General features: G+C 54.6%; 21 protein-coding genes. 16 read left to right on the forward strand and 5 right to left on the reverse strand.

Annotated elements, in window-relative coordinates; genetic code table 11:
* Window positions 1-4 precede the first annotated feature (4 nt).
* Both ACOOFE_RS23470 and ACOOFE_RS23475 read left to right on the forward strand, forming a co-directional pair.
* Window positions 5-1,699: an ABC transporter permease gene (locus ACOOFE_RS23470; protein ID WP_420415629.1), complete on the forward strand. Its 1,695-nt coding sequence runs from the start codon at window positions 5-7 to the stop codon at window positions 1,697-1,699.
* A gap of 4 nt (window positions 1,700-1,703) precedes the next feature.
* Window positions 1,704-2,384 carry an ATP-binding cassette domain-containing protein gene (locus ACOOFE_RS23475; protein WP_420412285.1) on the forward strand — a complete coding sequence of 227 codons (681 nt, stop codon included), beginning with the start codon at window positions 1,704-1,706 and terminating at the stop codon, window positions 2,382-2,384.
* A 10-nt stretch (window positions 2,385-2,394) separates the two neighbouring features.
* Here the strand turns inward: ACOOFE_RS23475 and bfr are convergent, their stop codons facing one another.
* Together bfr and ACOOFE_RS23485 are read right to left on the reverse strand one after the other, a co-directional pair.
* Entirely contained in the window at window positions 2,395-2,880 is a 486-nt protein-coding gene (gene bfr / locus ACOOFE_RS23480; protein WP_420412286.1) for a bacterioferritin, read from the reverse strand.
* A 16-nt stretch (window positions 2,881-2,896) separates the two neighbouring features.
* Entirely contained in the window at window positions 2,897-3,139 is a 243-nt protein-coding gene (locus tag ACOOFE_RS23485) for a (2Fe-2S)-binding protein (RefSeq protein ID WP_420412287.1), read from the reverse strand.
* 124 nt (window positions 3,140-3,263) lie between these two features.
* On the opposite strand from ACOOFE_RS23485, the gene ACOOFE_RS23490 reads away from it, so the two are divergent.
* The 10 genes from ACOOFE_RS23490 (at window position 3,264) to ACOOFE_RS23535 (ending at window position 13,207) form a co-directional block, all read left to right on the forward strand.
* Window positions 3,264-4,022 (forward strand): SDR family NAD(P)-dependent oxidoreductase, encoded by a 759-nt coding sequence (locus ACOOFE_RS23490; RefSeq protein WP_420412288.1) that lies wholly within the window; start codon window positions 3,264-3,266, stop codon window positions 4,020-4,022.
* 182 nt (window positions 4,023-4,204) lie between these two features.
* Window positions 4,205-6,640: a methyl-accepting chemotaxis protein gene (locus tag ACOOFE_RS23495; RefSeq protein ID WP_420412289.1), complete on the forward strand. Its 2,436-nt coding sequence runs from the start codon at window positions 4,205-4,207 to the stop codon at window positions 6,638-6,640.
* 145 nt (window positions 6,641-6,785) lie between these two features.
* A complete protein-coding gene (locus tag ACOOFE_RS23500) occupies window positions 6,786-7,739 on the forward strand; it encodes a class I SAM-dependent methyltransferase (RefSeq protein ID WP_420412290.1) in 954 nt (317 codons plus the stop codon).
* Complete coding sequence (locus ACOOFE_RS23505; RefSeq protein ID WP_420412291.1) at window positions 7,736-8,566, forward strand: TrmH family RNA methyltransferase; 831 nt, start codon at window positions 7,736-7,738, stop codon at window positions 8,564-8,566. Before ACOOFE_RS23500 ends, ACOOFE_RS23505 begins: the two co-directional genes overlap by 4 nt.
* Window positions 8,566-9,426: an SDR family oxidoreductase gene (locus tag ACOOFE_RS23510; protein WP_420412292.1), complete on the forward strand. Its 861-nt coding sequence runs from the start codon at window positions 8,566-8,568 to the stop codon at window positions 9,424-9,426. The genes ACOOFE_RS23505 and ACOOFE_RS23510 overlap by 1 nt, the downstream gene beginning before the upstream one ends.
* A gap of 80 nt (window positions 9,427-9,506) precedes the next feature.
* Window positions 9,507-9,959: a YtoQ family protein gene (locus tag ACOOFE_RS23515; protein ID WP_420412293.1), complete on the forward strand. Its 453-nt coding sequence runs from the start codon at window positions 9,507-9,509 to the stop codon at window positions 9,957-9,959.
* A gap of 280 nt (window positions 9,960-10,239) precedes the next feature.
* Window positions 10,240-10,440: a cold-shock protein gene (locus ACOOFE_RS23520; protein WP_141183684.1), complete on the forward strand. Its 201-nt coding sequence runs from the start codon at window positions 10,240-10,242 to the stop codon at window positions 10,438-10,440.
* A 140-nt stretch (window positions 10,441-10,580) separates the two neighbouring features.
* Complete coding sequence (locus ACOOFE_RS23525) at window positions 10,581-11,843, forward strand: TCR/Tet family MFS transporter (RefSeq protein WP_420412294.1); 1,263 nt, start codon at window positions 10,581-10,583, stop codon at window positions 11,841-11,843.
* The gene (locus ACOOFE_RS23530) at window positions 11,843-12,508 is read left to right on the forward strand and encodes an alpha/beta hydrolase (protein ID WP_420412295.1); all 666 of its coding nucleotides are present in this window, start codon (window positions 11,843-11,845) and stop codon (window positions 12,506-12,508) included. Before ACOOFE_RS23525 ends, ACOOFE_RS23530 begins: the two co-directional genes overlap by 1 nt.
* A gap of 108 nt (window positions 12,509-12,616) precedes the next feature.
* The gene (locus ACOOFE_RS23535; protein WP_420412296.1) at window positions 12,617-13,207 is read left to right on the forward strand and encodes a hypothetical protein; all 591 of its coding nucleotides are present in this window, start codon (window positions 12,617-12,619) and stop codon (window positions 13,205-13,207) included.
* Window positions 13,208-13,282: 75 nt separating this feature from the next.
* On the opposite strand, the gene ACOOFE_RS23540 is transcribed toward ACOOFE_RS23535, so the two are convergent.
* A complete protein-coding gene (locus tag ACOOFE_RS23540; protein WP_420412297.1) occupies window positions 13,283-14,326 on the reverse strand; it encodes a M42 family metallopeptidase in 1,044 nt (347 codons plus the stop codon).
* A 289-nt stretch (window positions 14,327-14,615) separates the two neighbouring features.
* On the opposite strand from ACOOFE_RS23540, the gene ACOOFE_RS23545 reads away from it, so the two are divergent.
* Together ACOOFE_RS23545 and mepA are read left to right on the forward strand one after the other, a co-directional pair.
* Window positions 14,616-15,701, forward strand: coding sequence for a patatin-like phospholipase family protein (locus ACOOFE_RS23545; protein ID WP_420412298.1), 1,086 nt, complete (start codon window positions 14,616-14,618; stop codon window positions 15,699-15,701).
* A gap of 121 nt (window positions 15,702-15,822) precedes the next feature.
* The gene (gene mepA / locus ACOOFE_RS23550; protein ID WP_420415630.1) at window positions 15,823-16,851 is read left to right on the forward strand and encodes a penicillin-insensitive murein endopeptidase; all 1,029 of its coding nucleotides are present in this window, start codon (window positions 15,823-15,825) and stop codon (window positions 16,849-16,851) included.
* 22 nt (window positions 16,852-16,873) lie between these two features.
* Here mepA and ACOOFE_RS23555 read toward each other — a convergent pair whose 3' ends face one another.
* A complete protein-coding gene (locus tag ACOOFE_RS23555; protein WP_420412299.1) occupies window positions 16,874-17,413 on the reverse strand; it encodes a GNAT family N-acetyltransferase in 540 nt (179 codons plus the stop codon).
* 220 nt (window positions 17,414-17,633) lie between these two features.
* Between ACOOFE_RS23555 and lepA the strand changes: the two genes are divergently transcribed.
* Window positions 17,634-19,439, forward strand: a complete 1,806-nt coding sequence (gene lepA, locus ACOOFE_RS23560) for a translation elongation factor 4 (protein ID WP_141183691.1) — start codon at window positions 17,634-17,636, stop codon at window positions 19,437-19,439.
* A 136-nt stretch (window positions 19,440-19,575) separates the two neighbouring features.
* On the opposite strand, the gene ACOOFE_RS23565 is transcribed toward lepA, so the two are convergent.
* The gene (locus ACOOFE_RS23565; RefSeq protein ID WP_420412300.1) at window positions 19,576-19,719 is read right to left on the reverse strand and encodes a hypothetical protein; all 144 of its coding nucleotides are present in this window, start codon (window positions 19,717-19,719) and stop codon (window positions 19,576-19,578) included.
* A gap of 126 nt (window positions 19,720-19,845) precedes the next feature.
* Here ACOOFE_RS23565 and ACOOFE_RS23570 point away from each other — a divergent pair, with 126 nt between their 5' ends.
* Window positions 19,846-20,778, forward strand: coding sequence for a LysR substrate-binding domain-containing protein (locus ACOOFE_RS23570; protein ID WP_420412301.1), 933 nt, complete (start codon window positions 19,846-19,848; stop codon window positions 20,776-20,778).
* Window positions 20,779-21,028: the final 250 nt, after the last annotated feature.

Genomic DNA, 21,028 nt, shown 5'->3' on the forward strand with positions numbered 1-21,028 from the left:
GGCTGTGGCCCTGCCAGTCTCCAAAGCTCCAACATTGGTCGTGACATTGTTGCTCGCTGGACCGGTCATTGCAGGCCTCGCCGGAACCATCTTACCAGCTTTTGGGTTTCTACCGGTACTTGGTGAAACCCACTGGTCGCTAGCTCCTTTTAAGCAGCTGTTCGCTATGCCGGGCCTAGGGCATTCCATTGCTTTGAGTTTCGCCACAGGACTGAATGCTTCGCTTTTATCTCTTTCAATCGTGTTCCTGTTCGCAGCCGGATGGAGCGGAACGCGCACCTTTCAAGCCATCAGCTGGTTCTTATCTCCGCTTCTATCAGTCCCTCATGCAGCGGCGGCGATCGGCCTTGCTCTCCTGATCGCGCCATCCGGTTTTTTGGTCAGGCTGAGTTCTCCCTGGGCCACGGGTTGGGACCGGCCGCCGGACCTGTTGTTGATCAATGACCCGCTTGGGATAGCCATGACCCTTGGTCTGGTGGCCAAAGAGGTTCCTTTTTTATTTCTTATGACACTTGCGGCATTGAACAAGCCGGGCATCAAGGACTTTGCCAAAGCAGGCACCAGCCTGGGCTACGGCCGGATGGCAACTTTCTTTAAAGTGGTTCTGCCGCAAATCTATCCCTTAATCCGCTTACCGATACTTGCAGTGATTGCCTACGCGACGTCTGTCGTTGATGTAGCGCTCATTCTTGGGCCAACCACTCCGGCCCCGCTAGCCCCACGCCTAATCGGCTGGATGAATGACCCGGATCTTTCAATGCGGTTAACTGCTTCGGCAGGCGCGCTTGTTCAATTGGCTGTCAGCATTTACGCAATCTCGGTCTACCTGGTTCTGGAAATCTCAGTCACACAACTGGCCAAACACCGGCTGTCATTCGGACGGCGGAGGCCCGCGGATCAGTACACAAGAGGGATTGCCCTCGGAATGATGGCTGCAATCATCGGCGCAATGTTACTGGCATTTCTGGCGCTGTGCCTTTGGGCGATTGCCAAATCCTGGTGGTATCCGGCAGTCTTGCCACAAAGCTGGGACTTCACGGCATTTACAAAAGCACTTCCTGAGACAAGGGGGATTTTCGCAACATCGCTTATATTGGGGATCCTCGCAGCCGTGCTCAGCACGGGCCTGACGTTGTGGCTTTTGGAAAGCAATACCAATCAAAGCAAACAGACAGGGATATGGCTACGAACCTTCATCTTTGTGCCGCTTGTGCTGCCTCAGGTCGCATTCCTATTCGGACTTCAGATCCTGTTTCTAACGCTCGGACTAGATGGCGGTTATCTTGCCGTGTTGCTCGCCCATTTGGTTTTTGTCCTTCCGTATGCCTTTCTTGCCCTCAATGACCCCTGGCAGCGGCTCGATCCGCGTTATGCACGACTCGCAGCGTCCATGGGCGCTTCCCGGCTTAGGATCTTTTTCAAGGTACACATACCAATGCTTCTAAGACCGATCCTGGTGACTTGTGCAGTCGCACTGGCTGTCTCCATCGGCCAATATCTGCCAACCCTTTTGATTGGCGCGGGCCGGGTGATAACTGTCACGACCGAAAGTGTTGCCTTGGCCAGCGGTGGCAATCGGCAATTCGCGGCGCTCTACGCCCTGTTGCAACTCTTAATTCCGCTGGCCGGGTTTGCACTGGCCGCCTTGATCCCGGCCATTGTCTACAGACATCGCAGCGCAATGCGCCTGGAGCTATGACGTCATGATTGCCCCGACTTCCAGCTCAACAGCGGGCCTTGTCTTTAAGAAGGTATCGCTGCGCCTTGATGACCGGCTGTTGCTGACACTCGATCATGCCATCCGCCCAGGAACCGTGCTCACTGTGATGGGTGAAAGTGGCAGCGGCAAATCTACTTTGCTCGACTTTATCGCCGGCTTCCTAAAGCCGGACTTCACGGCCTCAGGGCAGATCCTGTTGGACGGGAAAGATATCACCAGCCTGCCCCCTCAAAACCGGCACATTGGGTTGATGTTTCAAACACCGCTCCTGTTTCCGCATATGTCCGTTTTGCAGAACCTGATGTTCGCAATTCCGCAACACATCAAAGACAAAAACAAGCGCAGGAGTTTGGCAGAAGAGGCTTTGCAAGCCGTCGGTCTTTCAGGTTCGGGTCTAAAAGACCCGGCAAAACTGTCCGGCGGACAGCAAACCCGGATAGCCTTGATGCGCACACTTCTGGCCGAGCCTAAAGCGCTTTTGTTGGACGAACCTTTTTCCAGCCTTGATCAGTCGCGGCGCGCAACCGTCCGCGAGCTGGTCTTTTCCGTTGCGCGCAACAAGAATCTCCCCGTTTTACTGGTTACCCATGACGAAGAGGATGCAGAGGTCGCTGGCGGGCAAGTTTTCCGGCTGGAAAACAATAAGGCCGGTCACTCAACCTGACTGCAATCCATTATTCAGCTGAGTCTGCAGACTTCGCCTGAAGCAGGGAGTAATTGTCGATCCCGATCCGTTCAATGAGGCCAAGCTGAGTTTCGAGGAAGTCGATATGGCCTTCTTCATCGCTCAGCAGCTGTTCAAACAGCGCCATCGATACATAGTCGCCCTCTTCCCGGCACACTTCGCGGGCTTCGTGATAAAGAGACCGTGCAACATATTCGGCCGCAAGATCGCCCTCCAGGCATTCTTTCACAGATTGACCAATGCGCAGCGGATCGAGGGTCTGCAGATTTGGAAAGCCTTCCAGAAACAGGATCCGATCCATCAGATCCTGCGCATGCTGGCGCTCTTCTTCAGCTTCCTCCAGCTCCTTATCGGCAAGCTTGCCGAAGCCCCAGTCAGACAGAAGCCGTGCGTGCATCCAGTATTGATTGACCGCAGTCAATTCGTGCCGGAGAGCCTTGTTCAAATAGTCAATGACCCGCGCTTCACCCTTCATCAGTCCCTCTCAATGCTCAACCAGCCGCTGCCGAGCGCCTGCGCCGAGCAGGCTTGGCATTTTTCACTTCATTCTCTGGAGCATCTTCATGAATGATGTCAATAACGCTCGGAAAACATCCACCACAGCGCGGCCGGCATCCCAGATGTCGGAAGACCGCACCCGGTGTCGGAATTTTGCCGTTTGGATCTGCACGCATTTCGGCCGCCGCTTCGCGCAGCTGCTTGTCAGTCAATACATTACAAGAACAAATGAGCATTCTAGGGTCTGGCCGTCACCGGGTCTTGAGAGCATATTGTGGTTGACTGATTGCAGCGCAATACAGAAACCATACTATAAGAGTCAACTTTTATGTCCACGGTCTTGTTTTGGTAGGCGAACGAATGAACATTGAAAACCCTTCTGACGAACGGCGTACGTTAGTTTTAACAGGAGCAAGCCGGGGCATTGGCCACGCAACGGTCAAAAAATTCTCCGCGGAAAACTGGCGTGTTATTTCCTGCTCCCGGCAAGCCTTTTCAGAAAAGTGCCCCTGGCCGATGGGCCCGGAAGATCACATTCAGGTCGACTTGGCGGACCCGGAAAACCTGGGGTTTGCCGTTCAGGAAATCAGGAAACGCCTTGAGGCCCACGGCTCCCGCCTCCACGCCCTAGTCAATAATGCTGGCATCAGCCCTAAAGGGAGTGACGGTGAACGCCTCATGTCTCTGAACACGCCAATGCATGAGTGGCGCAATGTTTTCCAGGTGAACTTTTTTGCCCCGATCCTTTTAGCCCGCGGTCTCTTCGAAGAACTCAAAGCCGCATCAGGTTCAGTGGTGAATGTTACTTCGATTGCCGGTGTCAGGGTTCATCCCTTTGCCGGAACCGCCTATGCGACCTCCAAGGCCGCCCTTGCGTCCCTTACCCGCGAAATGGCTGCAGACTTCGGACCACATGGGGTGCGAGTCAACGCAATTGCCCCAGGGGAAATTGATACGTCAATCCTCTCACCTGGAACAGAAAAACTGGTTGAGGAAATCCCTCTGCGGCGTCTTGGCCAAACAAACGAAGTCGCGGATACGATTTTCTATTTGTGCAGCGAAACCTCGTCCTACGTCACCGGATCTGAAATACACATCAATGGCGGCCAACATGTTTAATAGGAAGGAAATTCAGTCAACCAGAAATAGTATTGGATAATGTTCCTTGATAAAATTATTGATGCTGCCTGCCGGAACACTAAAATACCGCATAGTAATTTTCCGCATTTTTACCTAATCTTCACAGCTCTCATCGAATTTAAGCCTAATGGACGAGGTTTACCGGTAGCACGGGGTTTTCGATGAGACGCGCATTGAAATGGTTGGTTGATCTGAAATTTGGTTACAAGGTCAGCGGCGGGTTCGCAGCAATTCTTTTGCTGACAGCGGTAGTTGGTGGTGTCGGTTACTTTGCGATATCCACTCTCTCCGGACGTTTTGAAGTTGCGGATCAATCCGCAGATGTCAGCAGAATGGTTCAATCAACCTCTCTGGTTCGCGAGAATTATCTGAATTCTCCTTCCTCTGAGCTAGCCGATACAACGCGTCAGGAAATCTCTGGATTGAATGGCGCCTTAGATACTCTGGCACAAAGTGTTGCCGGAGATACCGAGGCGGCGGAACAGGTAAACACTGCAAAAGCAGCTGTCGGACAATTTGCTTCTACATTTGATGAGGTGGTGGAGCAAACCAACCAGCAAGCGGAGCGCCTGTCGACCGTGCGCAGCAGCGTCCACGATCTGGAAAAACTGGCCGCCTCTATTACCGAAGCCGTTCTGACTGAAGAAAAGAAAGTCAGTGCTGAGGTGTTTTCTGCAAACGGCACTTTGGAAGATGCCAACTTAATGTTGCGCAGCGTGTTCGATTTGCAGGGTGAGGTCTCTACCATTCAGTTTGCCTATCTGAAAGGTAGCGGCAATCTGGACGGCGATGATCTGAAGCAAGGCATGGAAATCAGCTATGCGCTCGTCGACCGTACAAAGGAAATGCGATACCGGCAAATTGAAGGTATTGAGCGCAAGACCGTAAGCAAACTGGCCGGTGCAGCCAAGAAACTTGACAAGGCAATTGCTCGTCTTGGGGAAGACTTGGGCTTTGCCGAGGCTTATGAAGCACGGACTGCCGTCGGCACACATCTCGATGCCATCACCGCTCTGGCCGAAAGCATTCGTGAGCAGGCAATTTCCGCAGTCAGCAAATCAAAAGCAACGGTCCTGACTGCCAATACCCGGCTTGCGACCATCAAAGCCATCATGGAACAAGCGGCCGAGCTGGACCAGTATGCTCTAAAGGCCGAAGCAGAAACGTATAATTTGTTCGGCAACTTCGGTGTCACAGACCCTGCTGGTGTGCAGGAGCAGATCGCCGGACTGGTCAAACTGGACGAAAAACTCGTCACCTACGCAGATGCTCTGCCCGCTGCTGCTGATGCTATCAATGGTATCGCGGTTTCCGTCGCGACTTTTGATCGTGCATTTAAAGAAATGCTGACGACAAAAGCAGATCTTCAAGCGAAGAGAACTCAGCTTGATACGCTGACCAAACAAGTCAGCGCGGATATTGCCGGAATCTCGCAGGCACAATCTGCAGCAGCCAAATCAGCGGCCACTGCTGCAGAAGTGCAGATCGCAATGACTGTTCTCCTTTCGATCCTTGGCGGCATCGGTCTGGCGATTGTTCTCAATCTGGCAATTACACGTCCAATCCGCACCATCACAAATGTGATGAACAGCCTGGCTGGCGGCGACAATGAAGTCACCATTCCTGGACTTGACCGCGGTGACGAGATTGGCGACATGAGCCGAACAGTTCAGGTCTTCCGGGACAATGCAATCGAGCGCGCAAATCTACAGGCGCAAAACGCACAGGAAGAAGCCTCACGCCAGGAACGGCAGCAGCGGATCGACAGTTTGATCAACAACTTCCGCGCAACTGCAGAAGATGCGATTGGGTCTGTTGCAACAACCGCCGGCAGCTTGGACACGACCGCGCAGGCATTGACCGATATTGCCCGCGACAGCGCGGGACACGCCAGCGAAACACAAGATTCCTCCAATGAAACCACCAACAATGTTCAGACCGTTGCAAGTGCGGCGGAAGAACTGGCGGCATCCATTGGTGAAATCTCGCGGCAGGTGTCCCAAACGACCGAGATCGTGGAACGGGCAACAATTGGCACACGGGAAACCAACGACAAGGTCGAAGGCCTTGCCGAAGCTGCCACGAAGATCGGCGAAGTTGTCACGCTCATCCAGGCTATTGCCGAGCAAACCAACCTCTTGGCACTCAACGCAACGATTGAGGCGGCACGGGCTGGTGAAGCAGGCAAAGGCTTTGCTGTTGTCGCCGCCGAGGTGAAAGAATTGGCGACGCAGACCTCCAAGGCAACAGAGGAAATCAGTTCGCAAATTACCGCCATTCAAACAGCAACCAAAGATTCGGTTGTTGCGATTGGTCAAATCGCTGAGACCATGGACGAGGTCAACAACTACACATCCGCAATCGCTTCAGCTGTCGAACAGCAGGGCGCGGCAACTGCGGAAATCTCGCAGAATGTCCAGCGCGCGGCAGAAGCCACTGGGACGGTTTCCAACAATATGACTCAGTTGTCTCAAGCCGTCGATCAGACCGCCTCCTCTGCAGACATGGTTTTATCTGCGTCAGGTGAATTGACCGAGAAGACCGATGAGCTGAAGACTGAGGTCGAGAGCTTCCTGTCTGAAGTCGCAGCTGCGTAAACGGATATTCATCACTTAAAAAGTAGGCGGGCGTGCCAGGCACCCCGCCTTTTTTGTTGCCGAGCCAATGCCGCAGCGTTGACGTTGCAACGTCAGACGACTAAGGCGTGGACAAGACCCTTTGCGCAAGAATTGAGAGAGAATCGTGGCGGAGAAAACCGACGCGCCAACCTTTGCCCCAACCGGCCAGTCTCCCGTACAGGCTTGGCCCGTTGTCCTGGAAACTGGTGGCTGGAAGGATTACCGGCTCCTCGATATGGGTGCCGGCCAAAAGCTGGAACGCTACGGGCGCTACACCATTGTGCGGCCTGAGCCGCAAGCAATGGGCAAGCGTTTGCTGAAAAACTCCGTCTGGGAGCGCGCAAATGCGGTCTTTTCCGGCGACACGGATGAAGAAGGCCCCGGTCGTTGGAAATACTCCGGCAATGTCTCCGAAACCTGGCCCATGTCCTATGGTCCGGTGACCTACAATGGCCGGTTCATGTCGTTCCGCCATGTCGGGGTCTTTCCCGAACAAGCGGCCCATTGGGATTGGGTGAATTCAAAGATCCGGGCAGAGAAGCAAAAATCACCTGACAAACCGCTGAAGATCCTCAATCTGTTTGGTTACACCGGCCTGGCGTCCCTGCTTCCGGCAACGGAAGGCGCGCAAGTCACTCATGTCGATGCCTCTAAAAAAGCCATCGGCTATGCACGCGAAAACCAGGCGTTGTCTGGTCTTGAAGACCTCCCGATCCGCTGGATCTGTGAGGATGCGTCCAAGTTTGTTGCCCGGGAAGTCCGGCGCGGCAACACTTACGACGGCATTATCTTGGATCCACCCAAATACGGCCGAGGCCCAAAAGGCGAAGTCTGGGACCTCTATACCAGCCTTCCAGGGATGTTGAGCGATCTGCAGCAGCTTCTTGCCAAGGATGCCCTGTTTATGATCCTGACAGCCTATGCGATCCGGTCCAGCTTTGTGTCGATCCACGAGTTGATGGCGGAGACCCTGGCCAGCCAAGGCGGGCGGCTGGAGTCCGGCGAATTGGTCATTCGCGAAGAAAACGGTGCGCGCGCCCTGTCAACATCCCTGTTTTCCAGGTGGAGCAGCCGATGACCCCCAAACGCCAAGGCGCCGTCAAACAGATCACAAGCCATTCCAATCCCATCGTCAAGGAAATCAAGGGGCTGGTCGCCCAGCGCAAGCACCGGAGCCAGTCCGGATTGTTTGTGGCCGAAGGACTGAAACTTGCGACGGATGCCATTGCAGCCGATTGGGGCGTGCGTTATCTGGCCCTTGGCCCGGACGCCCGCGACAATCCCATCGCGCAGAAGGCGGCCGCCACTGCTAAGGCCAGAGGCGCTCTGATCTTGGAAGTCTCGACCGCAGTCTTGAGCGCCATGACCCGAAAAGACAATCCGCAAATGGTTGTCGGTGTCTATGAGCAAAAACTACTTGGCGCCAAGGATATTGATCCGGCCGGTGCGACTGTCTGGGTCGCGCTCGACCGGGTTCGAGATCCCGGCAATCTTGGAACAATTATCCGCACCGTCGACGCTGTTGGCGGCAGCGGCGTCATGCTGGTCGGCGACTGCACCGACCCTTTCGCGGTGGAAGCTGTCCGTGCCACGATGGGATCGCTGTTTCACGTACCGCTGGCGAAACTCTCCAAGGACGAGTTCAAATCCCTCGCCAAGAACTGGCCCGGAACCGTTGCCGCGACCCACTTGAAAGGCTCGGTTGATTACCGGACACCGGATTACCAGGTCCCTTCGCTTCTGGTTATGGGGAATGAACAAAAGGGACTGGAGGACGACATGGCGGATGCTTGCTCGACCTTGATCCGTATTCCGCAGGTCGGCGAGGCCGACAGCCTCAATCTTGCCGTTGCCACCGGCATTTCCCTTTATGAAATCCGCCGCAATCACCTGGAGCTTTCTTGATGCGTTTGTTTGTTTTTGGTGCTGGATACTCCGGCAAAGCCATCATGGAAGAAGTCCGGGACCAGTTTGAATGGATTGGTGGTACGACCCGCGCGGCAGATAAAGTTGATGAACTCAAGGCATCGGGGTTTGAAGCATTCCTCTTTGATGGCGAATCCCCCGGCACAGGAATAGCCGATGCCTTGTCCAAGGCAACACACGTCCTTATCTCCATCGCTCCGAACGACACCGGCGATCCGGTCTTGAACCACCACGCCAAAGACATCGCCGCCGCCAATCCAAAATGGATCGGCTACCTTTCGACCGTCGGCGTTTATGGCAACCACGATGGCGCCTGGGTCGACGAGACGACTGATTGCAAACCTGTGTCCAAACGCTCGGTTCAACGAGTTGCCGCTGAAAAAGCGTGGCTGGACTTTGCCGAAGAGCATCAGTTTGCTGTTCAGGTTTTCCGCCTTTCTGGGATTTATGGACCCGGCCGCAATGCGTTCGAGAATTTCAAAAAAGGCCGGGCCCGCCGTCTTGTAAAACCGGGTCAGGTGTTCAACCGCATCCATGTGGCCGATATAGCCGGTGCTGTCGCTAACGCGATGCAAAAGCCCAGCACACGGATATTCAACGTCACGGACAACGAGCCAGCCCCGCCGCAGGATGTGGTTGCCTATGCCGCTGAGCTTTTGGGTGTTGCTCCGCCGCCAGAAATTGCATTCGAAACCGCCGATCTTACCCCAATGGCCCGGTCGTTTTATGGCGAAAACAAACGGGTCTCAAACCAACGTGTCAAAGATGAACTCGGCTATACGTTCCGCTTTCCAGATTATCGGATTGCCTTAAACACTCTCATTCAGAACTACGCTTGACACCAGGCAGCTGTTTTTCCAGTTTCTGCGCCAATGATGCGGTGACCCAATCGCACCTTCAATATTGGAAAGGCAAAACGATGAGTGAATGGCGTGTCTACCTGTCCGGTGAAATTCACACGGATTGGCGCGAGCAGATCATAACCGCAACAAAGGAAGCTGGTTTGCCAGTCAGTTTCTCCGCCCCGGTTACAGATCACGATTCCAGCGACGATTGCGGTGCTGCGATTCTTGGCGGTGAAGACAACAAGTTCTGGTACGACCACAAAGGCGCCAAGGTGAATGCCGTGCGCACCCGGACGCTGATCGAGAAGGCCGACATCGTCGTTGTCCGCTTTGGCGACAAATATAAACAATGGAACGCCGCATTTGATGCCGGTTATGCATCAGCGTTAGGCAAGTCCCTGATTGTTCTGCATGATCCGTCTCTGACGCATCCCCTGAAAGAAGTCGATGCTGCAGCTCTTGCGGTTGCTGAAACACCGGATCAGATCGTGCGTATCCTGAAGTACGCGATCCGCGGCGAACTCTAAGAAGCGGCCTTCGTTAATCGGCCGATCTTGAAATTAACAATTTAGAAACCATATTCTCTGAGTCTGAGCAGTCTGAAGCAATCACAACTGCTCAGACCGGCTGCAGTGCCATAGCTACTGGCGCGATTGTATTGTTCCCCGGAGGAACCAGCGCCAGGCAAGCCTTCCGCTGCAGACCTGTTTTTTAGTATTACAATAAATGACTGTCATCAAAGCTTTGAACTCTAGCGATAAATGATCGCGCTGTTGCTTTGATGCAAAGAATTGGAAAGTAGGCTCCATGCTGCATGGAAACGTAAAATGGTTTGATATGGGCCGCGGTGTCGGCACCATCGAACCCGAAGATGGGGATGATGTTCTCGTCGAAATCACCGCATTGCGCCGGTCCGGCATCGACACTTTAAAAGAAGGCCAGCTCGTGGCTTTTGATCTGGAGTGGCGTCGTGGCCAGATGGTCGCAGAGGATCTCAAGGTTCTGTAACGGCCTCAAAGATACTGCGGATTTTGGAGGGCGGTTTCACCGCCCTTTTTTAATATCTGGGGTTTACACTGTAGATGCCTCAAAGGTTGCGTGTGCACCAAAATTAGGCTTCCCTTTCCGCCAAATCTAAGGAAAGCCCCTTGTCATCCAGCCTGAACAGATCCAGCGCATTTGTGTTCATTTTCATCACGCTGACCATCAATGCGATGGGCATTGGTTTGATGATGCCTGTGCTCCCCAACCTCTTGACCGAACTGACCAGCTTGCCGGTTGGTGAGGCAGCCCGCTGGGGCGGCGCGCTCAGTGTTATCTTTGCATTGATGCAGTTCCTCTGCGGTCCAACACTCGGCAATTTGTCCGACCGTTTTGGCCGGCGCCCGGTTCTGCTGATATCCATGTTGACCGTTGCGGCGGATTATCTTCTCATTGCGCTCTCCTGGAACCTCGCGCTGCTCTTCATTGCCCGTATGATTTCCGGGATCGCCGGGGCAACACACTCCGCAGCTTCTGCGTATATCGCGGATATTTCCGACAAAAAAGACCGGGCAAAAAACTTCGGTCTGCTGGGTGCCGCCTTTGGCGTCGGATTTGTTCTTGGGCCTGTTATCGGCGGGCTGCTGGGCGAGTTTGGATCCCGGGCGCCGTTTTATGCAGGTGCGGCGCTATCGTTTCTCAACTTCGTCTTCGGCTATTTCATTCTTCCCGAAACACTTAAGCCCGAAAACAGACGCTCCTTTGACTGGAAGCGCGCCAATCCATTCGGCGCCCTAAAACACGTTTCGGCGAACAAGGATGTTCAAGTCCTTTTGCTGGCGTTGTTGTTGTTCGACATCGCACACTTCGTCTACCCATCAGTCTGGAGCTATTTCACAACGGAGGTGTTTGCCTGGACACCAAGTGATATCGGCTTGTCCCTTGCCGTCGTCGGATTTGGCTATGCTTTTGTTCAAGGGTATTTGATCCGGGTTCTCGACCATCGCATCGGAACCGGTGCCATTTTGATGATTGGCCTGACCTGCAATCTGATCGCATTTGCAGCACTCGCCTTTATCAGAGACGGCTGGCTGGCCTATGCTTTTATCGGATTTGCGATCATGGGCGCTTTGGCCACCCCGGCATTCACCGGCCTGATGTCCAACCTGGTCGCGGACGATGCGCAAGGTGAACTTCAAGGCCTGATTGCCAGCGCGGCCGGGCTATCCATGATCATCAGCCCGTTTGTGATGACACAAAGCTTTTCTTATTTCACAAGCTCAAGCACAGTCTATTTCCCGGGAGCTCCTTTCGCAATTTCTGCAGTCCTCATAATCTTAGCTGCAATGATTGCCTTGCCGTTCTTGAAGAAACAGGCCAAGGCCACCGCAGAAAACAGTCCAAAGAGCCAGAAAACACCAGCCGAGTAATGACGCCCGCCTTTTCTCCACCCCCGCTTGATGGACCCCGCCTTTCGCCACGCTCCGGCGGTCCAGCCCGGCAGCTTGTTGTCATCCTGCATGGCTATGGCGCTGATGGTTTCGACCTGATCGATTTGGGACGAGCCTGGCAAGGACAACTGCCCGATGCCGCATTTGTTGCGCCCAATGCACCAGACCCCCTCCCTTTTGAAGCCTTTGGCGGCCGGCAATGGTTTCCGCTCTCCGAGCGTTCCCCTCAGGAATACGTGATCGGCGCGGAGGCTGCCCAGGCTTCGCTTGACCGTTTTCTGGATGCCGAATTGTCAAGGTTGGCGCTTGATGATTCATCACTGGCATTGGCCGGTTTCAGCCAAGGTGCAATGATGACGTTCCAGGCGGGCCTTCGCCGCAAAAAGCCACCGGCTGCTCTACTCGCCTATTCCGGATTGCTGCCAGGCGCTGCCCAGCTAAAAACCATCCAGACGACCACTCCTGTTTTGATTGTTCACGGTGAAGACGATGATGTTGTCCCCGCCTATCATTTGGGCGCAGCTAGAACCGCGCTGACTCAAGCTGGTGTTTCCGTGGACACCCATTGCCTTGCCGGTCTTGGCCATTCCATTGACGAACGCGGCATGGTGCTCGGCGGCCGGTTTCTGGAAAAGGCCTTTTAGTAAGGCGTTGCGATCGCAACCTAATTGGTTAATGGCTTCTTAACGGTTTTGCGTCATGCTTTTTCGGATTCGCCGTCCCAGAAAGGGATGGTTTCTCCGGAGAGCGCCATGCAGATCTCAATTGAAACCACCACGCAGAGCACCAGCTTGATGTCCGCGTCGTTTCAAGGATCTGGCAACCCGTCGCTGAAACCGGAAAACGAGGATGGCAAACCGGGTGCTGCACCGAAAGACACCGCAGTCAGCCTGTTAGAAGCAGCCTCCCAAAAAGCCGAAGAAGATGCCGTTGTGATCGCTGCCCTTCGCGAAGCTGTTGAAGAAGGCAAGGGCGATGAAGACGATGATGAGGATGGCGCGCTTGCGACCGTTGAGGACTATCAAAAAACGGCCGGCCAAATAGCCGCTGCGCTTGGTGAAGACGCGCCAGGTTCTACCGCATCACTTGCCTATGAAAGCGCAACGATTTCCACGACAACCATTGAAGCGGAAATCGGCGGGGAAACACTCACGGCACAGTTTGTGTCCTTTGAGCGGGTTTCCTACAACAGCGAAACCGGTCTTTCAGCCCGCTCAGCCAGCGCATCGACCATCGAAGGCGACTTTAATAACGGATCCTTCAGCTACCAAAGCGCGTCTGTCAGTGAACTCTACACCGGAACAGGCAACCAGGTATCCAATTTGGCAGGCCTCACCGCTTAGAGCCTCGGCCTTAAAACCAACTCAGAGCTTGAAATTGAACTCAGGGAAACCGTTGGTCTCCCTGAGTTTAGGCTATCAAGCCTTTTTCAGATAAGCTGCCAGGATGTCGAGCGCAGCCTGAAGATCTGATTTATGGATCATTTCGGTGACCGTATGGATGTAACGGGTCCCGACAACAATCCCGACCGCCTTGGCACCAGCTGCAGCTTGTTGAGCTGCCGCTCCGTCCTGGCCACCGGCTGCCAGCATCGTCCGCTGGAACGGGATTTTTTCCTTTTCAGCAATGGCCTCGATTTCCTTGACCAGGTCCCGGTCGGCAATGAAGCTGGAATCCTTCACATGCAAGCCGAACCCTTCACCTTGAACCGTAGTCCGATCTTGTTCGGGAACACCTGGGGTGTCACAGGCCAAAGTGGTGTCGACGCCAAGTCCAATATCCGGTTTGATCGCGAAGGACGCTGTACGTGCACCGCGCAGTCCGACTTCTTCCTGGCACGTGAAACCGACGTGGATTTCGCACTCGTGTTTGGCCTTGCCCAGCGCCCGGATTGCTTCAATGCCGAGCCAGCAGGCGATACGGTTGTCCAAGGCCTTTGAGACGACCTTTTCGCCGATCTCGATCAGTGGTTCGTCCATGGTCACCATGTCACCAACCCTGATGACATCTTTTGTGCCTTCGCCCAAACCAAGGTCAATCACAAATTCTTTTGGTTCTGGAATCTTCTTGCGTTCCTCGGGCGAGGAAATGTGGATCGGCTTGCCGCCGGGGTTCATGACACCTTTGTAGTCACCCTCGTCGGTGGAAACCAAAACCCGGCGGGAGAACAGATTGCGGGCATCAAATCCACCAACAGGCTGAACATGCACAAAGCCTTTGTCGGTCACATGAGAGACAAGAAATCCGATCTCGTCCATATGACAGAGCAGCATGACCTTCTTTGGATCACCGTTCTTCGGTTTCTTGCGCGAATTGCGGCGGCACAAAAGCGATCCCATCGGATCGGTGGTGACCTCATCGAAGAGGCCTTCGATTTCTTTTTGAATCAAGTCCCGCACGCGGTGCTCGTGACCCGGTACGCCCGGTGTTTCGCAAAGGCGTCGAAGAAGATCGATATTCATGGAACATCCCGTTTGTTAAAAAATCGGCTCGATCCTAATCCGATTTGCCGCGCTCTACAAAGATGGAATGAGCCCCCCCTTACTTCCTTTGTGTCAGCTATTTATTAGAATTGTGAGGCAACGGTTTACGATAAATCGGTCATATACGGTTTTCGGAACAAGTTTCTGGCGTTTGCCATTGCTGTGACGCATTTCATGGCAAATATTGGATTTCAACACTTGGGCCACCGGCCGCGCGGGCCGGACGTCGCTGCGCCATAATCTAAATCACTCTGCAGGGGGAATTCCGATGACCCAGAAGAAACGCTTCATTCTCTCCATTGACGGTGGTGGTGTCCGCGGATTGATCCCCTTGCGCATCCTGGAATCATTGGAAAGCCGCCTGATGCACCGGGGGATTGAACAGCCGATGCATGAGCTGTTTGACCTAATGGCGGGAACATCGACTGGTGGCTTAATCGCAGCTGGCCTGAGCGCACCGCGGCCCGGCGGCACCAATGGCGACGCGGCCGCAACGATATCCGAGCTCCGGTCTTTTTATGAATGCGAAGCCCGGGAGATATTCTCTTATTCTATCAGCGCCCGCTTGGCGCGCGCCTTTACCAATCCGCTCGGCCTCTTTGACGAGACTTATGACGCCCGCCCGCTTGAGAAACTTTTGAAGGAGCGCTTCGGCTGGACATCCATGGCCAGCGGATTGTGCAAACTGGTGCTGACAGCCTACGACATTGAGCAGCGCAAGGCGGTGTTCATGACCAATGGCCTGGAGGAAAACGGCAGCCGGCCGGACGACTACTATTTCTGGCAGGCCGTGCGCGCAACAACTGCAGCGCCGTCCTATTTCGAACCGGCCCGGATCGACAATCTGACCCGTAAGAGCCAAGAAGCCATGGTGGATGGCGGTGTCTTTATGAATGACCCGGCAATTGCCGCTTATCTGGAAGCGCGCAAGCTTGGCTGGGACGAAGACGAAATTGTAATCATTTCACTTGGCACCGGCCGGGCCAAAGAACACCCGTTCCGCTACGAGGATGCTGTTGGCTGGGGTGCTTTGGGCTGGATGCAACCGTCCAAGGGCGTGCCAATCCTGTCGATCTTCTCCGACGGCCAGACCCAGACAGCGTCTTATCAGGCGACGCATCTGTTCAACGAGATGCCGAATGTGTCTTATCACCGGATCGATGGAGAGCTGGAACCGCACGCCGAGGATTTCGCGAACGCCCGGCCGGGCAACATTATTACGCTCAATGGCGCCGCCGATCGAATGATCCGCGACAACACGGTGCTTCTGGATCAGCTCGCAGATCTGTTGACGGATCATGTTGAAACGCGGGAAAGAGATGCCTCCTCTGCCGTTTTAGGGCATGCTGCTTGATAGGTTGCCGGATACATAGGAATCGGTTTTCTGGTGCACATGGTTCCGGCGGACAGGCGCGAGGTCCATCGTGACATACGGCACTTTGTTTTTTGGCAAGACCAGGTTCGTTCAAGCAGCAATTGGCGCATTAGCGCTGGTGACTTTTGTCCCGGCGGCGGCTGCCGCGCCCATCCCTTCTGCAAAACCAGGCCAGCTGTCGTTGACAGATCCAGGCCTCACCATTCAGAAAGTTGCCGGAGTTCCTGTTCCGGTGCAAAAACGAGCGGTGCCGGAAGGCTATCAGGCAGCAAAACCCCGCCTTGTTTTACGTGGCAACCAACCGGCCAAAGACTATTTCGGCTATGTTGACGGCCCGGCCCCGCTGAAGGCTCGGGCGATCGGTTCTTACGCGAAGGGCTGCCTAGCGGGCGGCGCTATGCTGCCGACCGATGGACCGACCTGGCAAGCCATGCGGCTGTCACGAAACCGCAACTGGGGTCATCCAGAGCTCATCAGTTTTCTGAAAGCCTTGGCAGCAGATGCACCCGGCCTTGGCTGGAACGGCCTTCTGGTCGGCGATCTGGCACAGCCGCGCGGCGGGCCAATGGTGTCCGGCCACGCCAGCCACCAGATCGGGCTTGACGCGGATATCTGGCTAACGGAAATGCCGCAACGCCGCCTAACGCCCGAAGAAAGGGAACAAATCTCCGCGATTTCCATGCTGAAAGGCCGGCTGGATGTCAAAGGTGCAGACCGGCGGGTTGATCCCAAAAAATGGTCCAACACCCATGCAAGGCTCATCCGGAGAGCTGCATCTGACAAACGGGTGGCCCGGATCTTTGTGAACCCGACCATCAAAAAAGCCCTGTGTGAGTTTGAAAAAAGCCGCGACCGGGCATGGCTCCGGAAAGTGCGCCCTTGGTGGGGACACCACTATCACTTCCATGTGCGGCTGGCCTGTCCATCGGGAAGCGGCGGCTGCAAAAATCAAAATCCTCCACCTCCTGGCGATGGCTGCGGGAAAAATCTGACCTATTGGCTGTCCGACAAACCCTGGGTGCCAAAAACTCCGCCAAAGAAAGGCAAAAAGCCTAAGGTGGTCAAAAAACGCCCGATGGCTTTGGCAGCTCTGCCGCAAGCGTGTCAGACGGTTTTGAAGGCAAACTGAACACCTTTGATCAGAAAGACCTTCACATCGGCGGGCTCACCATATCCGGCGTAATGACCTTGGACAAAAACACGAGATCGAGCCAACGCCCGAATTTGGTGCCAGCTTCGGGCAACCGGCCGGAAATTTCGAAACCCAGCTTCTTATGGAGCGCGATTGAAGCTGTGTTGTCGCCATCCACGACACCAACAATCACATGCACATCTTGGTCGCGCGCTGCGTCGATCAAACACTCCAGCAGCTTGACGCCAATTCCCTGTCCTTGAAATCCAGGATCTACATAAACCGTGTGTTCAACGGTTTTGCGATACCCCTCACGCGGGCGGAACGGACCGTAGCTGGCAAAACCTATCACCTGATCGTCTTTATCGACAGCAACAATCACCGGCCAGCCGCCGTTACGGCGATTTTCAAACCAGGTGATGCGCTCATCGAGTGTCTCTTCCTGGCTCGTCCAAGCTGCGGTGGTTTCACGCACCGCCAGATTATAAAGCGCCAGGATCGCTGGAATATCGCGCGGTTCTGCGTCTCGGAGCGCCATGGCGTGTACATTCTTCCGCATTGGGTGCAAACTCTTCCACCACACCAATTAACATATTGAACTGATTGCTATTATCCGTCCGCACTTTGGCAGCCTTGTCAAGTTTCCAAGAAGCAAGTGCAGATATCCAGGATCGGCAGCGAGCCTCAGCAATTCAGGAACTTCAAAAATCCTCGGCTTTTCCGCAGTATCGGGCCGCAATCCTCTAGTCGAAATGGAATTGCGGTGGTAAACGGGCGCCATGACGACGAAGACGCTTTCCAACATCCGCAATTTCTCCATCGTGGCGCACATCGATCACGGCAAGTCGACGCTCGCCGACCGCCTGATCCAGATGACGGGAACGATGACCGACCGTGAGATGACCGAGCAAGTGCTCGATTCCATGGACATCGAGCGCGAGCGCGGCATCACGATCAAGGCGCAAACCGTGCGGCTGGTCTACAATGCCAAGGACGGTCAGCAATATATCTTGAACCTGATCGACACCCCAGGGCACGTGGACTTTGCTTATGAAGTCTCCCGGTCGCTCGCTGCATGTGAAGGCTCCCTTTTGGTGGTCGATGCCTCGCAAGGCGTGGAAGCGCAGACCCTGGCCAACGTCTATCAGGCCATCGACAACGATCATGAGATCGTCCCTGTCCTGAACAAAGTTGACCTGCCGGCCGCTGAGCCCGAGCGGATCCAGGAGCAGATCGAAGATGTTATCGGCATCGACGCGTCCGAAGCCTGCATGATCTCCGCCAAAACCGGCCTCGGCGTCGACACGGTTCTGGAAGCCATTGTCGAAAAACTGCCGGCGCCAGTAGGCGATCCGGACGATACGCTGAAAGCCATGCTCGTCGACAGCTGGTACGACACTTATCTCGGCGTGATGGTCCTTGTCCGCGTCATCAATGGGTCTTTGAAAAAAGGCCAGAAGATCAAGATGATGGGCACGGGTGCAGCCTATGACGTCGACCGCGTGGGCGTCATGACACCGAAATTCCTGCAAGTCGAGGAATTGAAAGCTGGAGAAATTGGCGTCATCACCGGCTCCATCAAGGAAGTGGCGGATACCCGCGTCGGGGATACTATTACCCTCGACAAAAAGCCCTGCGATGAGGCCCTGCCCGGCTTCAAACCGGCGCAGCCAGTCGTTTTCTGCGGCCTTTTCCCGGTCGATGCCAACGATTTTGAAGACCTGCGCGCTGCCATGGGCAAGCTGCGGCTGAACGATGCCAGCTTCTCTTTTGAGATGGAGACGTCAGCCGCGCTCGGATTTGGTTTCCGCTGTGGTTTCCTTGGGCTTCTGCATCTGGAAATCATCCAGGAGCGCCTGTCGCGTGAATTCAATCTCGACCTGATCGCAACGGCTCCGTCCGTGGTCTATCAAATGTCCATGACCGACGGCACGGAATTCGATCTGCACAATCCGGCCGACATGCCGGATGTGGTCAAGATTTCCGAGATCCGTGAACCATGGATCCGGGCCTCTATCATGACCCCGGATGAGTATCTCGGCGGCATTTTAAAACTCTGCCAGGAACGGCGCGGCATTCAGGTTGATTTGTCTTATGTCGGCAGCCGGGCACTGGTCGCTTATGACCTGCCGCTCAACGAAGTCGTCTTCGATTTCTATGACCGGCTGAAATCGATCTCAAAGGGCTATGCATCCTTTGACTATCAGATTTCCGACTACCGCGCCGGAGACTTGGTCAAGATGTCGATCCTGGTCAATGAAGAACCGGTGGATGCCCTGTCCGTTCTCGTGCACCGCTCACAGGCTGAGCGCCGCGGCCGGGCGATGGTGGAAAAGCTGAAAGAGCTGATCCCCCGGCACATGTTCAAGATCCCGATCCAAGCGGCCATTGGCGGCAAGGTGATTGCCCGTGAAACCCTATCTGCTCTGCGTAAAGACGTGACCGCGAAATGTTACGGCGGCGATGCGACCCGTAAGCGGAAGCTGCTTGAGAAGCAGAAGGCCGGTAAGAAAAAGATGCGCCAATTCGGCAAAGTGGAGATTCCACAAGAAGCCTTCATTCAGGCCCTCAAAATGGACGAATGAGCCGTTCAAGTGCATTCAAAAAACAGAAACGGCGCCGGGTCTTAGCTCGGCGCCGTTTTCTGTTTCCAAAGGTATAACCGATCGGCCATGGCCGATCAGGAAACTTTATGGCCAGCTCGAATGCTGGCCGACTGGATTACCGCCGGTTAAACGGTAGATCCGCGAGTTCACGCGGGTTCATGCGCTGGACTTCCGGATGCGACAGCGGATCGCGGCGGTCAAAAGCATTTGCGGATTGAGCGGTCAGCTGGCGGCGTTTGAACAGTTTCAACATGATCATTATTTTCCTTCTTGTTGTTTGTCTCATGGCCAAATTCCTTATCTTGAATTTAGCATGTCTATAAATAGACTCGATTTACCCCGATAAAAATCGACTTCTTCTGATTTTCAGTTTAGTTTTTCTAATATGAAAACTCTCAATCAAATTCATCTGTCCGGCTTGCGCGCAGTTGAAGCTGTCGGCCGTTTGGGGTCCGTTAAAGCAGCCGCTGACAGTCTTGGGGTGACAGTCGGCGCCGTCAGTCAGCAGGTGCAAAAAACGGAAGCCCAGCTTGGTGTTCAGTTGTTTGAGAGAAAAAATCGGCTGCTGCTTCCAACACCACAGCTACTCGCCATGCAGCCGCACTTAACGTCAGCCATGTCTTCCCTAGCAACGGCGGTGGCGACGACAGTGCGCGGCCGCGAAGATGCACTCACGATCTCAGTCGCACCTGTGTTTGCTGGAAAGTGGCTGGTTTGGCACCTAAAAGAATTCAACAGATTGAACCCGGGAATCCGAGTCCGTGTGGAAGCAACTGTTGACCTGGTGGATCCGAACACCAGTGATGTAGATTTGTGCATCCGTGTCGGCCACGGCCCTTATCCAGGCATGAATGCAGAAAAACTGCTGAACCAGCGGGTTTTTCCCGTGTGCAGCCCGGCGCTTGCAAAAGAAATCAAATGCCCGGAAGACATCGGCAAACTGCCGATCATTCATGATCCCGGGCAAATGTTTACCTGGAAAACATGGCTCGATCTCTTTGGTCTTGATGAAAGCATTCTCCAGGACGGTCCAAGTTTTTCTGATGGATCCTTGTGCCTGGATGCAGCAATCGCTGGGCAAGGCGTCTTTCTGGCCTGGGAAACCCTCGCCGTTTATGCCGTGCAATCCGGACAAGTTATCGCACCGTTCCCCGAACGGCCCGCAACAGGCTTGGGGTATTGGCTCATCAGCGGGAAAGATGTGCCCCGGACCAGAGCCAAAGATGCCTTTGGCTCCTGGCTCAAGGATGAATTGCAGCGTTCAATTGGGCGGCCCAAAGGCGCGGATGTGGCACCAGAGCAACGGCCATCTCCCTAACCCCCAAATTTGGGCGTTTCACCTTGCCTTCCCACGCGCAGTGCTTATTCTGCCGCATATGGTTTACCCAACGCTCCATATGGCTTCTGCCAGCGCAAGTGGTTGCTCGAATGCTTTACGGGCAGGTCAGCAGCGCTTTTCCAAGCGGCAAGGACCGGCTTGCGGGCGATTTATGGGCTGACGCGCCTGATTTTCTCCAGCGCAAATCTCTTCACCGGGGTTCACGTAATAATGCGTTCGAAGCCGTGGC

The organism is Roseibium sp., from assembly GCF_965216085.1.
GTDB lineage: Bacteria > Pseudomonadota > Alphaproteobacteria > Rhizobiales > Stappiaceae > Roseibium.

What these genes read in the sequence shown, in the direction of transcription:
- ACOOFE_RS23475 (WP_420412285.1), top strand. Translation starts at nt 1,704, where the DNA reads ATGATTGCCCCGACTTCCAGCTCAACAGCGGGCCTTGTCTTTAAGAAG.
- lepA (WP_141183691.1), top strand. Translation starts at nt 17,634, where the DNA reads ATGACGACGAAGACGCTTTCCAACATCCGCAATTTCTCCATCGTGGCG.
- ACOOFE_RS23565 (WP_420412300.1), bottom strand. Translation starts at nt 19,719, where the DNA reads ATGATCATGTTGAAACTGTTCAAACGCCGCCAGCTGACCGCTCAATCC.
- ACOOFE_RS23530 (WP_420412295.1), top strand. Translation starts at nt 11,843, where the DNA reads ATGACGCCCGCCTTTTCTCCACCCCCGCTTGATGGACCCCGCCTTTCG.
- ACOOFE_RS23485 (WP_420412287.1), bottom strand. Translation starts at nt 3,139, where the DNA reads ATGCTCATTTGTTCTTGTAATGTATTGACTGACAAGCAGCTGCGCGAA.
- ACOOFE_RS23545 (WP_420412298.1), top strand. Translation starts at nt 14,616, where the DNA reads ATGACCCAGAAGAAACGCTTCATTCTCTCCATTGACGGTGGTGGTGTC.
- ACOOFE_RS23555 (WP_420412299.1), bottom strand. Translation starts at nt 17,413, where the DNA reads ATGCGGAAGAATGTACACGCCATGGCGCTCCGAGACGCAGAACCGCGC.
- ACOOFE_RS23490 (WP_420412288.1), top strand. Translation starts at nt 3,264, where the DNA reads ATGAACATTGAAAACCCTTCTGACGAACGGCGTACGTTAGTTTTAACA.
- ACOOFE_RS23505 (WP_420412291.1), top strand. Translation starts at nt 7,736, where the DNA reads ATGACCCCCAAACGCCAAGGCGCCGTCAAACAGATCACAAGCCATTCC.
- ACOOFE_RS23515 (WP_420412293.1), top strand. Translation starts at nt 9,507, where the DNA reads ATGAGTGAATGGCGTGTCTACCTGTCCGGTGAAATTCACACGGATTGG.
- ACOOFE_RS23540 (WP_420412297.1), bottom strand. Translation starts at nt 14,326, where the DNA reads ATGAATATCGATCTTCTTCGACGCCTTTGCGAAACACCGGGCGTACCG.
- ACOOFE_RS23520 (WP_141183684.1), top strand. Translation starts at nt 10,240, where the DNA reads ATGCTGCATGGAAACGTAAAATGGTTTGATATGGGCCGCGGTGTCGGC.
- ACOOFE_RS23495 (WP_420412289.1), top strand. Translation starts at nt 4,205, where the DNA reads ATGAGACGCGCATTGAAATGGTTGGTTGATCTGAAATTTGGTTACAAG.
- ACOOFE_RS23570 (WP_420412301.1), top strand. Translation starts at nt 19,846, where the DNA reads ATGAAAACTCTCAATCAAATTCATCTGTCCGGCTTGCGCGCAGTTGAA.
- ACOOFE_RS23535 (WP_420412296.1), top strand. Translation starts at nt 12,617, where the DNA reads ATGCAGATCTCAATTGAAACCACCACGCAGAGCACCAGCTTGATGTCC.
- bfr (WP_420412286.1), bottom strand. Translation starts at nt 2,880, where the DNA reads ATGAAGGGTGAAGCGCGGGTCATTGACTATTTGAACAAGGCTCTCCGG.
- ACOOFE_RS23510 (WP_420412292.1), top strand. Translation starts at nt 8,566, where the DNA reads ATGCGTTTGTTTGTTTTTGGTGCTGGATACTCCGGCAAAGCCATCATG.